The sequence below is a fragment of the Halorubrum sp. Atlit-28R genome, from assembly GCF_003665955.1.
GTDB lineage: Archaea > Halobacteriota > Halobacteria > Halobacteriales > Haloferacaceae > Halorubrum > Halorubrum tropicale.
Map to the genome: position 1 here is coordinate 122815 of NZ_QPLS01000002.1, position 13217 is coordinate 136031.

Annotated in this window: 13 protein-coding genes; 3 read left to right on the forward strand and 10 right to left on the reverse strand. The window is 71.2% G+C overall.

Translation table 11 applies throughout. From position 1 onward, the window contains the following. Positions 1–30 precede the first annotated feature (30 nt). A complete protein-coding gene (gene sfnG, locus DVK06_RS04140; protein WP_121599400.1) occupies positions 31–1179 on the forward strand; it encodes a dimethylsulfone monooxygenase SfnG in 1149 nt (382 codons plus the stop codon). Further along, positions 1176–1775 carry an NADPH-dependent FMN reductase gene (locus DVK06_RS04145; RefSeq protein ID WP_121599401.1) on the forward strand — a complete coding sequence of 200 codons (600 nt, stop codon included), beginning with the start codon at positions 1176–1178 and terminating at the stop codon, positions 1773–1775. Before sfnG ends, DVK06_RS04145 begins: the two co-directional genes overlap by 4 nt. Positions 1776–1835: 60 nt before the next feature. On the opposite strand, the gene hflX is transcribed toward DVK06_RS04145, so the two are convergent. The 3 genes from hflX to DVK06_RS04160 all read right to left on the reverse strand — a co-directional run bounded on the left by hflX (position 1836) and on the right by DVK06_RS04160 (position 4756). Continuing rightward, complete coding sequence (gene hflX / locus DVK06_RS04150; RefSeq protein WP_121599402.1) at positions 1836–3188, reverse strand: GTPase HflX; 1353 nt, start codon at positions 3186–3188, stop codon at positions 1836–1838. Then, the gene (locus tag DVK06_RS04155; protein WP_121599403.1) at positions 3185–3541 is read right to left on the reverse strand and encodes a DUF2209 family protein; all 357 of its coding nucleotides are present in this window, start codon (positions 3539–3541) and stop codon (positions 3185–3187) included. The genes hflX and DVK06_RS04155 overlap by 4 nt, the downstream gene beginning before the upstream one ends. Positions 3542–3709: 168 nt before the next feature. Further along, positions 3710–4756, reverse strand: coding sequence for a low specificity L-threonine aldolase (locus tag DVK06_RS04160; RefSeq protein ID WP_121599404.1), 1047 nt, complete (start codon positions 4754–4756; stop codon positions 3710–3712). A gap of 146 nt (positions 4757–4902) precedes the next feature. Here DVK06_RS04160 and DVK06_RS04165 point away from each other — a divergent pair, with 146 nt between their 5' ends. Further along, positions 4903–6429, forward strand: a complete 1527-nt coding sequence (locus tag DVK06_RS04165) for a carboxypeptidase M32 (RefSeq protein WP_121599405.1) — start codon at positions 4903–4905, stop codon at positions 6427–6429. 29 nt (positions 6430–6458) lie between these two features. Here the strand turns inward: DVK06_RS04165 and DVK06_RS04170 are convergent, their stop codons facing one another. The 7 genes from DVK06_RS04170 to trpC all read right to left on the reverse strand — a co-directional run bounded on the left by DVK06_RS04170 (position 6459) and on the right by trpC (position 13154). Beyond that, positions 6459–7262 (reverse strand): CPBP family intramembrane glutamic endopeptidase, encoded by an 804-nt coding sequence (locus DVK06_RS04170; protein ID WP_121599406.1) that lies wholly within the window; start codon positions 7260–7262, stop codon positions 6459–6461. 88 nt (positions 7263–7350) lie between these two features. Then, the gene (locus DVK06_RS04175) at positions 7351–7965 is read right to left on the reverse strand and encodes a hypothetical protein (protein ID WP_053771239.1); all 615 of its coding nucleotides are present in this window, start codon (positions 7963–7965) and stop codon (positions 7351–7353) included. Positions 7966–8033: 68 nt separating this feature from the next. Further along, positions 8034–9206 carry a 3-dehydroquinate synthase II gene (locus DVK06_RS04180; protein WP_053771240.1) on the reverse strand — a complete coding sequence of 391 codons (1173 nt, stop codon included), beginning with the start codon at positions 9204–9206 and terminating at the stop codon, positions 8034–8036. A 90-nt stretch (positions 9207–9296) separates the two neighbouring features. Continuing rightward, complete coding sequence (locus DVK06_RS04185) at positions 9297–10088, reverse strand: 2-amino-3,7-dideoxy-D-threo-hept-6-ulosonate synthase (RefSeq protein WP_053771241.1); 792 nt, start codon at positions 10086–10088, stop codon at positions 9297–9299. Positions 10089–10167: 79 nt separating this feature from the next. Next, positions 10168–11022 (reverse strand): tryptophan synthase subunit alpha, encoded by an 855-nt coding sequence (trpA, locus tag DVK06_RS04190; protein WP_121599407.1) that lies wholly within the window; start codon positions 11020–11022, stop codon positions 10168–10170. Then, positions 11023–12327: a tryptophan synthase subunit beta gene (gene trpB / locus DVK06_RS04195; protein WP_053771243.1), complete on the reverse strand. Its 1305-nt coding sequence runs from the start codon at positions 12325–12327 to the stop codon at positions 11023–11025. Further along, positions 12324–13154, reverse strand: coding sequence for an indole-3-glycerol phosphate synthase (gene trpC, locus DVK06_RS04200; RefSeq protein ID WP_121599408.1), 831 nt, complete (start codon positions 13152–13154; stop codon positions 12324–12326). Before trpC ends, trpB begins: the two co-directional genes overlap by 4 nt. Between the last annotated feature and the right edge of the window lie 63 nt (positions 13155–13217).

Below are 13217 nucleotides of genomic sequence, written 5' to 3' on the forward strand. Positions count from 1 at the left end.
GCTTACCTGTGGACCGGTCGGATGGGGCGTATGGACACCGAGTTTGCCTACTGGGTACCGAACGTCAGCGGCGGACTGGTCGTCTCCGACTGGGAGATGGACACCGACTGGACGTACGAGTACAACCTCGACCTGGCGCGGACGGCGGAGGACGTCGGCTTCGAGTACGCGCTCGCGCAGGCCCGTTTCTTCGGGAGCTACGGGGCCGACCGTCAGTTGGAGGCGCTGTCGACCGCGAACGCGCTGGCGGCCCAGACCGAGACCCTCCACGTCATCGGCGCCGTCCACCCCGGCCTCTGGGAGCCCGGCCCGCTGGCGAACTTCATCGCGACCGCCGACCGCATCAGCGACGGCCGCTTCTCGATCAACGTCGTGTCCGGCTGGTTCAAAGGCGAGTTCACCGGGTTCGGCCAGTCGTGGCTCGCTCACGACGAGCGGTACGCCCGCTCCGAGGAGTTCATTGAGGCGATGAAGGCGCTGTGGACGGAGGAGCGTGCCACCTACGACGGTCGGTTCTACACGATCGGCCGCGACATCGACGGCTTCGAGGGGGCGCCGCTCGAGCCGAAGCCGGTCCAGGAGCCGTATCCACAGGTGTTCCAGGGTGGCAACTCGCAGGCGGCCCGGAAGATGGCCGCGCGCAACGCCGACGTGCTGTTCATCAACGGCGGGAGCCTTCAGGAGATCCGCGCCGTGATCGAGGACGTCGAAGAGTACGCCGCGGAGTTCGACACCGAACCGCCGCGGTTCGCGGCGAACGCCTTCGTCATCCAGCGCGACACCGAGGCCGCGGCGAAGGAGACGCTGGAGGGAATCATCGAGAACGCGACCGACGAGGCGGTCGAGGCGTTCAAAGAACAGGTGAAACAGGCCGGGCAGTCGTCCGCCGAGGGCGAGGGGATGTGGGCCGACTCCGACATGGAGGACCTGGTCCAGTACAACGACGGATTCAAGACCGGGCTCATCGGGACCGACGATCAGATCGTCGAGCGGATCCGGAAGCTCGACGCGATCGGGATCGACATCGTGCTCGCCGGGTTCCTCCACTACGACGAGGAACTGGAGCGGTTCGGCGAGACGATCATCCCGCGGGTCGAGGAGGCCGAGCCGCTCGACGTCGACGATATCGACGGGGGCGACGAGGTCGAAGAGATCGCCGGCGCGCAGGTGGCGCGGTGACCGACGCGACCACCGTCCTCGGGATCGCGGGCAGCGTCTCGTCCGAGTCGAAGACCCGCAGCGCGGTGGAGACCGCGCTCGAAGCGGCCGAAGCGGCGGGCGACGGGATCGAGACCGAGGTGCTCCACCTCGCGGAGTACGACCTCGTCACCGCGGACGGACGCGGGCTCGACGAGTACGGAGGGGACACCGCGGCCGCGCTCGAACGGATCGTCGCGGCCGACGCGTACGTCGTCGGCACGCCGGTCTACCGGGGCTCCTACTCCGGGGCGCTGAAGAACCTGCTCGACATGGTCCCGCGCGGCATGTGGCAGGCCGACGTCGCGCCGTTCGAGGACGCCGCGGTCGCGCTCGTCGCCACCGGCGCGACGGACCACCACTACCTCGCGGTCGATCAGGAGCTCCGACCCGTCTTCGCCTTCTTCGGCGCACACGTCGTCGGCGGTGCGTACGCGAGCGACGACGACTTCGAGTCCAGTGAGGTGGCGGACGAGGCCGTCCGCGCGCGGCTGGAGACCCTCGGGGCCGCGACCGTCGACCTCGCGCGGACGATCGCGGAGAGCGACGCGCTCGGGTCGCTCGGCCCGCAGTTCTGAGCCGGGGACCCCCACTGCTTCGCCGCGGACCGGCCCCGGTCGCGCCTTCGAGGCGACCTATTACGCCGATTCGGGCGGCGCCGAGATCTCGGCCGCCTTCGCCCGGGCGCGGGCGACGATCGAGGGCTTCGCCTCGAAGTCGACGGTCACCTGGTCGCCCGCGTACGTCTCCTCGGCGACGTACCCGTGGTCGTGGACCCACGAGACGAGGCTCATGGCGTCGTCGGAGACGGGGAGCACGAGCCGCTCGCGCTCCCAGTCCGGCAGTTCGTCCTCGACGCGGTCCCGCAGCTCGGCGACGCCGGCGCCCGTCTTCGCCGAGACGGCGATCGGGTCCGGCGCCACGCCCGAGAGCGCGGCGCGCTTCTCCGCCAGCTCGCCGGGCGCCAGCCGGTCGACCTTGTTGAACACGGTGACGACCGGCGCCTCGTTGCGCTCGTAGAGGGTGTCGTGGCTCGTGACGAGCTTCTCGCGCATCTCCGCGACCGGCTCGCTCGCGTCCACGACGAGCAGCACGAGGTCGGCCCGGTAGACGGAGTCGAGCGTCGACTCGAACGACTCGACCAGCCAGTGGGGGAGGTCCGAGATGAACCCGACCGTGTCGGTGAGGAGCACGTCGCGCTTCTCCATCTCGGCCCGGCGGGTCGTGGTGCCGAGCGTCGTGAACAGCATGTCCTGCGACTCGGCGGTGGTGTCGAGGTCGCGGTGTCGGTCGTCGTTCTCGTCGACCGCCAGCTCGTCGGCGAGCCGGCGCATCAGCGTCGACTTGCCCGCGTTGGTGTACCCGGCGAGCGCGACCAGCTCGAAGCCGGAGTCGCGGCGCTGCTCGCGGCGCGCCTCCTCCTTCTCCGCGATCGATTCGAGCTCGTCGCGGATCTCCGATATCTGCCGTTTGATGTCGCGCTCGACGCTCTCGTCGTACTCGCCGAGCCCCATGAACCCGGGCCGCTCGTCGCGCTTCGCGAGGCTCGCCTTCGCCTCCGCGCGCGGCAGCTCGTAGCGGAGCTCCGCGAGCTCGACCTGGAGCTGTGCCTTCCGGGTGTTGGCGCGCTGGCCGAATATCTCCAGGATGAGCGTGAACCGGTCGACGACCTCGACGCCCTCGGGGAGCACCCCGCCGATGTTGAACGTCTGGTACGGCCCCACGTCGTTGTCGACGATGACCGCCTCGGCGTCGGTCCGGCGGACCAGGTCGCGCAGCTCCGCGACCTTCCCCTCGCCGAACATGAACGCGGCGTCCTCGGTGCGCGTCTGGGTGAGCTCGCCTGCCACCTCGTACCCCGCGGCGGCCGCGAGCTGCGATATCTCCGCGAGGTCGGCCTCGCCCGAGTCGACGCGCTTGGCGACGACCGCGCGGCGGCTCCCGGTCGGCGCCTCGGCCTCGCCGTCAGCGTTCCCGGCGCCCCCGCTCATCGGAGGAGGTCGCGGGCGGCGTACGCGGCGTGGTGTGCTGCCTGCACTGTCTCGCGCTCGCCTATGCTCTCGACGTATTTAAACTCGGGCTGGAAGCTCAGCCCGACGCGGGCCGCCGGCTCCTCGTAGAACTCGCCGCCCTCGGCCACGACCGGTCCCTCCGGCGGCGTCGGGAGGTCGCCGACCGCCTCCGCGGCGAGCGCGACGGTCGCCTCCAGCGTCGGGCCCTCGCGCGCCGCGGCGAAGCCCATCCCCTCGACCGACCGGATCCGCGAGGAGTCGATCCGCGCGTGGACCGCGGCCGCGACCATCAGGTACTCGCCGCCCTCCTCGTGGCGGCCGCTGATGTCCACGCCGACGACCTCAGGGGCGGGCGCCGTTCACCACGGTTCGACCGGCTCGGGTTCGCGGGGCGGCTGCTCGTGCGTCCATGGTCCGCCGTAGGTCGCCCGCCGAATTGAACGTTTCCGTGCGGGCTCCGAACGGGGCCGTCCACCCGCGTCGGCGGAGCCAGCGGCCCGTTACGCCCGTAGCTCGTCGACGACGGCCGCGATCCGTTCGATCGCTTCGTCCACGTCCGCCTCGTCGACGTCGAGGTGCGTGGTGAACCGCGTCGCGTAGTCGTCGAACTCGACGCAGCCGACGCCGGCCTCCTTACAGGCCGCGTAGAGCGACTCGGCCGGGATCCCGGCCGCCTCCGTGTTCGCGACGACGATGTTGGTGTCGGGCGCGGGCGCGTCGACGCCGTCGAGCGCGTCCAGCCCGGCCGCGAGCCGCTCCGCGTTGGCGTGGTCCTCGGCGAGGCGGTCGACGTTCTCCAGCGCGCGGAGCGCGGGCGCGGCGATCATGCCCGCCTGGCGCATCCCGCCGCCGAACAGCTTGCGGACGCGGCGGGCGTCCTCGACGAACGCCTCGTCGCCGGCGAGGATCGACCCGACCGGCGCGCCGAGCCCCTTCGAGAGGCAGAAGGTGACGCTGTCGACGGGGGCGACGACCTCGCTCGCGTCGACGCCGAGCGCGACCGCGGCGTTGAACACGCGCGCGCCGTCGAGGTGGACCGGCACGTCGGCCTCGCGGGCGACCTCGGCCGCGTCGGCGATCCGCTCGACCGGGACGGCGACCCCGCCGCGGTAGTTGTGGGTGTTCTCTAAGGAGAGCAGCCCCGTTCCGGGGCGGTGGAGGTCCTCGTCGACGAGCCCCTCGCGGACCGCGTCCGGGGTCGGAACGCAGCGCTCGCCGGCGTCGATCGTCCGCGTCTGGACGCCCGAGAGCTTGGCGGCGCCGGCCAGCTCCCAGCGGTAGATGTGCGACTCGCGCTCCAGGAGGAGCTCCTGGCCCGGCTCCGTGTGCGCGTGGACCGCGATCTGGTTCGCCATCGTCCCGGAAGGGACGTACAGCGCCGCCTCCGTGCCGACCGCCTCGGCCGCGCGCCGTTCGAGCTCGTTGACCGTCGGGTCGTCGCGGTACACGTCGTCGCCGACCTCGGCGGTCGCGGCCGCCTCGCGCATCTCTTCCGAGGGCGCCGTGACGGTGTCGGACCGCAGGTCGATGAAGTCGTCGTCGGACATCCGTTACCCGCCCTACCGCGGCGGCGGGCATATATCCCGCGCTCGGCGACCCGCCGCGGCGACGAGTGAATTCCCGCGGCTCCGCGCGGCGAGCGAGGGGTTCCGAGTTCGGTCCCTTCTTAACGTGCGCGCCCGATCCGTGACGCATGGCAACGGAAGCCGCACCAGACGACGCAGCGAACGCACCGGACGCCTACGACGCCCTCCTCGACCGCGTCGAGCGGTGGAACGCGGTCGGCAGCGCCTCCGGCGTCCTCGGTTGGGACCAGCAGGTGATGATGCCCGAGGGCGGCACGCCAGCGCGCTCGAAGCAGCTCTCGGCGCTCTCCTCCGTCCACCACGACATGGTCACCGACGACGAGACGGGCGAGCTGCTCGACGAGCTCGACGACGCCGACCTCACCGACGAGCAGGCGGCGGTCGTCCGCGAGGTCCGCCGCGAGTACGAGCGCGCCGACGCCGTCCCGGTCGAACTGGTCGAGGAGATATCCGAGACCGGCTCCGAGGCGCTCCAAGCCTGGGAGGAGGCGAAGGCCGAGGACGACTTCGAGACGTTCGCGCCGTACCTGGAGAAGCACGTCGAGCTGAAACGCGAGTACGCCGAGCACATCGACCCCGACCGCGACCCCTACGAGGTCCTCTTCGAGGAGTTCGAGCCGTGCCTCTCGATGGAGCGCGCGGAGTCGATCCTCACGGAGCTCCGCGAGGCGCTCGTCCCGATGATCGAGGACATCCGCGCGTCCGACGTGGAGCTCGCGGTCGACACCTTCGAGGGGACCTTCTCGGAGGACGAGCAGGAGGCGCTCTCGCGCGACGCGCTCGAACTCGTCGGCTACGACTTCGACCGCGGCCGCCTCGACGTCTCCTCGCACCCGTTCACCGCCGGCAATCAGTTCGACTGCCGCGTGACGACCCGGTTCGACGAGGAGGACCCGCTCGGCGCGGTCGGATCGACGATCCACGAGTTCGGCCACGCGCAGTACAACCTCGGACTCCCCCAGGAGCACTTCGGCACGCCGCTTGGCGAGTCGCGCGACCTCTCGGTCCACGAGTCGCAGTCGCGCCTCTGGGAGAACCACGTCGGGCGCAGCGAGGCGTTCTGGCAGGAGTTCCTCCCCGTCTTCCAGGAGCACTTCCCGCAGACCGAGGAGGCCAGCGTTCGGGACGCGTACGAGGCGTTCAACCAGGTGTACGAGGACAACCTCATCCGCGTCGAGGCCGACGAGCTCACCTACCACCTCCACATCGTGATCCGGTTCGAGATCGAGCGCGACCTGATCCGCGGCGACCTCGACGTCGAGGACGTGCCCGAGGTCTGGAACGACAAGTACGAGGAGTACCTCGGCATCCGCCCCGACACCGACAGCGAGGGCTGCCTCCAGGACATCCACTGGAGCCACGGCAACTTCGGCTACTTCCCCACCTACTCGCTCGGCTCCGTGATGGCCGCCCAGCTCTTCGAGGCCGCCGAGGCGGACATCGACGACCTCGACGCCAAGATCGCCGACGGCGAGTTCGGCGACCTCCACGACTGGCTCGGCGAGAACGTCCACCGACACGGCTCCCGCTACGAGACGAACGAGCTCGTGAAGCGCGCGACCGGCGAGGACTTCTCGGCCGACGCCTTCCTCGACTACGTCGACGAGAAGTACGGCGAGCTGTACGGGATCTGAACCGGAAGACAGGTCGTCCGTCCCCGTTTTTACGGGAGCACCTGGACCAGCGACAGCGCCACGAGCGGCACGTGGAACGCCGCGTGCGCGACCATCGCCGCCTCGAGGCTGCGCCGCCAGTAGAGCCACCCGAACGCGACCCCGGCGACCGCGTTCAACAAGACTGTCCGCGCGATCAGCGCCGGCGTCAGCCCCACCGCCTGCGCCAGCGCCGGGAGGTGGCCGACGCCGAACAGCACCGCCGAGACCCCGATCGCGGCCCACGCGACCCCCGGTCCGGGCGCGTCGCCGCGGCGGCCGGCGAGGACCCAGCCGCCGAGCGCGAGCGCGGACATGAGCCCGAACCGGAGCAGCAGCTCCTCCGTGATCCCGCCGTAGAGGAACCGGACCGGCGCGTACGCGAGCACGTCGAAGACCGTCGGCCGCCCCGCGCCGATCGCCGACCCCGGCAGGTCGCGCGCGACGAGCGGCGCCAGCGCGACGTCGAGCGCGATCACGACCAGGCTCCCGGCGACGCCGACCGCGGCGGCGAGTCCGGCCTCGCCGCGGACCCGTCCGAGCGCCTCGGCGTCGCCGCCCGCGCGGTCGAGGAGGTGCGAGCGCAGGCGGGCCCGCGGGGCCGCGTAGGCACCGACCAGACACGCGACGACGAGCAGCAGGAGCGGGTTGACTCCGGTGAGGACGGCGAGGAGCGGGCGGGACAGCCCCGGCGGGACGGCGGCCGGCGGGGTCGTGCGGTAGACGTACCACACGAGCGCGGCGACGCCGGGGAGGCCGGCCAGGAGCGCGACGCCGAACCGAGCGCGGAGGGACGAACTGGGTGTCGAGGCCATGCTCGGAGCGACGCCTCACGACGAGATAACGGTTCGGCCGCGTCTCAGCGCGCCCGACTGCGGGCGCGTCTGCCGCGCGGCGCTCCCGCTATCCGAGTCGGAAGCCGGTCATCAGGACGATCAGCGCGAGCATCATCGCGCCCTCGAACAGCCCGACGACGAGGTTCTTCTTCTCGATCGATTCCAGTCGGTCGGCGTCCGGGTCGGGCGAGACCGTCTCGTAGTACGCGCTGAGGTGGAGCCGGTGGGGAACCGCCAGCCCGAACGCGAACAGCCCCCAGCCCAGGCCGAGCGCGAGCCCCGACCACGTCCCGCCGAAGCCGTACCCGAGCCCGATGTCGGGCGTCAACAGGACCGTCCCCGACAGCACCGTCGTCAGCGAGAAGCCGACGAGGAAGAACACCGCCTTCGGGATCAGCGTCCTGTTCACCGCGGCCGCGGCCGCCTCGTCGAGGCCGCCGAGCGTCGGGCCGATGACCGCGGGGAAGATCAGCGCGAACCCGAACCACACCGCGCCGGCCGCGACGTGCGTGTAGAAGAGCAGTTCGGTGCTTCCCAGCGCGAGGCTCGCGGCGAAGAAGGCCAGCGGCACGAGGAGGCTCCCGGCCGCGAACGCCGGGTTCGCGGCGTCCGCGAGGTGTTGAACCCGATCGATGCACCCCTGTTCGGCGACGCGACGGTTCCCCTCGTTAGCAACTGCCATGAGGTAGGATAACATGCCGACGGAAAATGATTTGTGGTCGATGCGATTCCGGCCCCGGGACTCGACGGCTACTTCTCGATGATGCTCTCCTCGACGGCCTCGCCGAAGTGGCGCGCCACGTCCTCGTAGAAGACGAGCGCCTCGTCGCCGGGCTCGACCTCGGTGACCGCCTTCCGGCCCTCGCTCGTGGCTATCTTCACGGTCTCGGCGTTCTGGATGAGCGTCTCGATACGATCGGTACCGTCGTCGGTCTCGATCTCCGCCTGGATCCGGAACATCGGGCGCTTCTCGATCTTCACCCGACCGACCACCGCCTCGCGGGTGTGCCCGTCGGTGTCGACGACCTGGACCTCGTCGCCGCTCGACAGTTCCGCGAGGTAGTTGGTGCCGCCCTCGGGGTCGCGGACGTACGCGTGGACGGCGCCGGCGTTCACGCGGAACGGGCGCGACTCGACGTACGGCGACTCCGCGGTCTCCGCGTGGACGAAGAACAGCCCCCGCGACATCGAGCCGACCAACATCCCCTCGCTGTCGTCCATCAGCGACCCGGTGTCGATACAGACACGGTCCGCCATCCCGGTCTGTTCGATCTCTGTCACCTCGGCGTGTCGGAGGTCGAGCGTCTCGCGGTCGGCCGCGTCGCGGGCCTCGACCGCGCCGCGGATCTCGTCGGGGGAGTCGGAATCGAGGAGGACGCCGTCGGCGCCGATCTCCAGGGTCTCGAAGGCGGTCCGGGCCTCCGCGGCGGTCGTCGCGCCCGCGACGAGGTGGGTCTCCTCGCCGACGCGGGCGATGAGGTTCTCCAAGGGGATGATCGACCAGTCCTCGCCGACGACCACGGTGTAGTCGGCGTCGTCGGCCGCGGCCTCGGCGAACGCCTCGTACTCCGTGCCGAGGACGCGGACGTACGCCCCCTGCGCGCGATCGTCGCGGCGGCGCAGCGTGGTCAGGTCGGCCGACCCGGAGAGGTCGTCGGGCATGTCGATCGTCCCGTCGCCCTCGCCGCCCTTCCCGACGAAGTACGCGTCCGCTTCCGCGTCGCTCTCGGCGTCGTCGATCACGTCGGCGTCCGACCGGAACGCCGCGACGTTCACGTCGCCCAGCTCCCGGACGCGCCCGACGTCGCCCTCGTCGACGAGGACCCAGTCCGCCCCGGCCTCGATGGCGGCCGTGACCCGTCGCTTGCGCGCCTCCCAGTCGCCGACCGCGCCGTCGGCTTTGACCCAGACCGTGCGTGTCATTACCGACACCTCACGGCGCGCCGGCTTGAAAACTGCGAAATGAGCAGTCGCGTGCGCCCGACCGCGGCCCCGCGACCGCGGGGGCTGACCTCAGGCCTCGACGAACCCGCCCGCCCGCAGCGCCTCCTCGACGCCCGCGTCGTCGTGGACCACCGCGGAGACCGCGCGGGCGATCCCCTCGGGGTCGTCGTGCTGGAATATCGACCGCCCCATCGAGACGCCCGCCGCCTCGCCGTCCATCGCGCCGCGGACCATCTCGACGGTCTCGCGGTCGGTCCCCTTCGAGCCGCCGGCGATGACCACCGGGAGGCGGGTCGACTCCGTGACGCGCTCGAAGGAGTCGCCGTCGCCGGAGTAGCCGGTCTTCACCACGTCGGCGCCCAGTTCCTCGGCGAGCCGGACGGCGTGGCCGAGCGCCTCCGGATCGCTCTCGTCGACGCCGGGACCGCGCGCGTACGCCATCGCGAGGACGGGGAGCCCGAGCCGCTCGGCGTCGGCGGTCAGCTCCGCGAGCTCCTCGATCTGGTCCGGCTCGTGGTCGGAGCCGACGTTGATGTGAAAGGAGACGGCGTCGGCGCCCGCGCGGACCGCGTCCTCCGCGGTGCCGGTGACGCGCTTGTCGCTCTCGTCCGGCCCGATCGTCGTCGACCCGTTAAGGTGGACGATGTAGCCGGCGTCGTTCTTGTTTTCGTGGACGCGGGGCGCGATGCCCCGCTGCGTGAGGACGGCGTCCGCGCCGCCGCTCGTGACGCCGTCGATCGTCGACTCGATGTCGACGAGCCCCTGGACGGCGCCCATCGTGATCCCGTGGTCCATCGGGACGATGAGGTATCGGTCGTTCGTGGAGATGCGGTCGAGTCGTGCCGAGAGTCCTGCTGTCATTGTGAGGCGAATGTTGTGTGAGAGTGTGGCAATCGGAGGTAAGTCGGTTTCGTTCGGGGAGGTATTGGTCCGGTTCTGGTCAGGCGGACTCGGCCGCCGTCGTCCGCGAGCGGTACCCGCGCTCGGCGCCCTCGGTCAGCTCGCGGGAGAGCGCCTCCAGCCGGTCGGCGACCTCGTCGGTCGACAGGTCCTCGGCGACGCCCTCGGCGACCACGTCGACGAGCGCCGAGCCGACGATGATCCCGTCGGCGCCGCCCGCGACGATGCGCTCCGCGTGCTCGCCCGTCGAGATGCCGAACCCGACCGCCTTCGGCACGTCGTACTCGCGGAGCCGGTCGAGGCTCTCGGTCGTCTGGTCGGAGACGTCGTCGCGGGCGCCGGTCGTCCCCAGCCGCGCCTGGACGTAGACGTAGCCGGAGACGTTCTCCATCATGCGGTCCAGCCGGTCGCCGCGCGTCGTCGGCGCGACGATGAAGACGAGGTCGAGCCCGAACTCGTCGCACGCCTCGCGCAGCGGGTCCGCCTCCTCGGCCGGGAGGTCCGGGACGACGAGCCCCTCGATCCCCGCGGCCGCCGCCCGCTCGACGAACGGCCGAGGGCCGGTCTCGTCGCCGTACTGGTAGATGAGGTTGTAGTACGTCATACACACCGGGGCGGCGTCGACGTCGAGATCCTCCGCGAACGCGAAGAAGCGCTCGGGCGTCATCCCCGCGTCGAGCGCGCGGACGAGCGCCTCCTGGATCGTCGACCCCTCGGCGATCGGCTCGGAGAAGGGGAGGCCGAGCTCGATCACGTCGGCGCCGCCCCGGTCGAGCGCCTCGACGTACGCCTTCGACGACTCGTAGTCGGGGTCGCCGACGACGAGGTACGGGACGTAGGCGGGACCGTCCGCGAACGCCGCGGCGATGGCCTCGGAGTTGCCCGTCTCCGCCATTCAGATTCCCCCCGTGAACATCGACATGTCCGGCGCGTTGGGCACGTCGCGCTGGTCGGTCTCCTCGATGGCGGCGTCGAGGTCCTTGTCGCCGCGGCCGGAGACGTTGACGACGACGCGCTCGCCCAGTTCCTCGTGGTGCTCCTCCAGGTAGCCGAACGCGTGGGCGGTCTCCAAGGCGGGGATGATTCCCTCGGTGTTCGAGAGCCGGTGGAACCCCTCCAAGGCGGCGTCGTCGTCAACGGCGACCGGGTCGACGCGGCCCTGGTCGACGAGGTACGCGAGCTCCGGCCCGACGCCGGCGTAGTCGAGCCCGGAGGAGACGGAGTGGCTCTCCATGATCTGCCCGTCGGAGTCCTGAAGCAGTTTCGTCCGCGCACCGTGGAGGACGCCCTCCTCGCCGGCGTACAGCGACGCGGAGTTGGGCGCGACGCCCGCCTCCTCGTCGACTTCGAGCGTGGAGCCGCCGGCCTCCACGGCGTGGAGCGCGACCGACTCGTCGTCGACGAAGTCGGCGAACGTCCCCATCGTGTTCGAGCCGCCGCCCGCGCAGGCGACCACGTCGGTGGGGAGCCCGCCGGTCTTCTCGATCGTCTGCCGGCGGGCCTCCTCGGAGATGACCGCCTGGAAGTCGCGGACCATCACCGGGAAGGGATGCGGGCCGACGATGGAGCCGATCACGTAGTGGGTGTCCTCGACGGTCGCCGCCCAGTCGCGCATCGTCTCGGAGATGGCCTCCTTCAGCGTGCCGCGCCCGGTGGTGACGGGCTTGACCTCCGAGCCGTTGAGCTTCATCCGGAACACGTTGGGACGCTGGCGGTTGATGTCGCGCTCGCCCATGTAGATCGTACAGGGCATGTCGAGGTGCGCCGCCGCCATCGCGGTCGCGGTGCCGTGCTGGCCGGCGCCGGTCTCCGCGATGATGCGCTCTTTGCCCATGTACTTCGCGAGCAGCACCTGCCCGAGCGCGTTGTTCAGCTTGTGGGCGCCGCCGTGGAGCAGGTCCTCGCGCTTGAGGTACACCTCGGTGTCGTAGCGCTCCGAGAGCCGGCCGGCCCGCTGGAGCGGGGTCGGGCGCCCGCCGAAGTCCGCGAGGCGCTCGCGGAACTCGTCCATGAACCCGTCCTCGTTGTTCAGCACGTAGCGCTCGTAGGCGTCGGCCAGCTCCTCTATCGCCGGCATCAACGCCTCCGGGACGTACTGACCGCCGTAGCGGCCGAACTTCCCGTCGTCGCGGCCGCGCTCGCGGCCGGGGCGTCGCGAAAGCTCTCCAACCTCGCTCGTCGATGATTCGGTTTCGCTCATGTGGGTGTCTCCGTGGTGTCGGTCGCGTCGCGGGGTGTCGGGTCCGCGTCCTCGTCCGCCGCCGCCCGCGTCAGTTCGCGCGTGTTCGCTTCCACGTCGCCGTCCATGATCGCGCTGCCGACGAGCAGGGCGTCGGCGCCCGCCGCCCGCATCCGGCGCGCGTCGGTCGGGCCCTCGATCCCGCTCTCGGCGATCAGCGTCACCTCGTCCGGGACGTGGGGCGCCACGGACTCGAAGGTTCCGAGGTCGACGACCAGCTCGGCGAGGTCGCGGTTGTTCACGCCGACCGTCGTCGCGCCCGCGTCGAGCGCGCGCTCCAGCTCGTCGCGGTCGTGGACCTCGACGAGCACCTGGAAGCCGCGGTCGCGGGCGGCGGCGAGCAGGTCGGGGAGGTCGTCGCCGACGAACCGGGCGATCAGGAGGACCACGTCGCTCTCGACGGCGTCAAGCTGCGCCTCCTCGACGACGAAGTCCTTGCGCAGCACCGGCACGTCGACGGCCTCGCGGACCCGCCGGAGCGTGTCGACGCTCCCGCCGAAGTGCTCCGGCTCGGTGAGCACGCTCAGCGCGGCCGCCCCGCCGGCGACCATCCCCTCGGCGAGCGCGACGGGGTCGTCCTCGCGGCTGCCCTCGGTCGTCGGGCTCGTCGGCTTCACCTCGGCGATCACCGGGACGCGCCCGTCGGCCTCGGCCCGCTCGAACGCGGCCGCGAGGTCGCGGGGCGAGACCGAGGCGGTGTCGCCCGCCCTCGCCGCCGCGTCCGCGCGCTCCCGTGCGGCGGACAGGATCGACCTGACCGCCGGCGCCAGCTCGTCTGGATCGTCCATTACTATACACTAATGTACGTATCTGTTCATAAGGCTTGCGGGGGCCCGGCCGACCCGATTAGC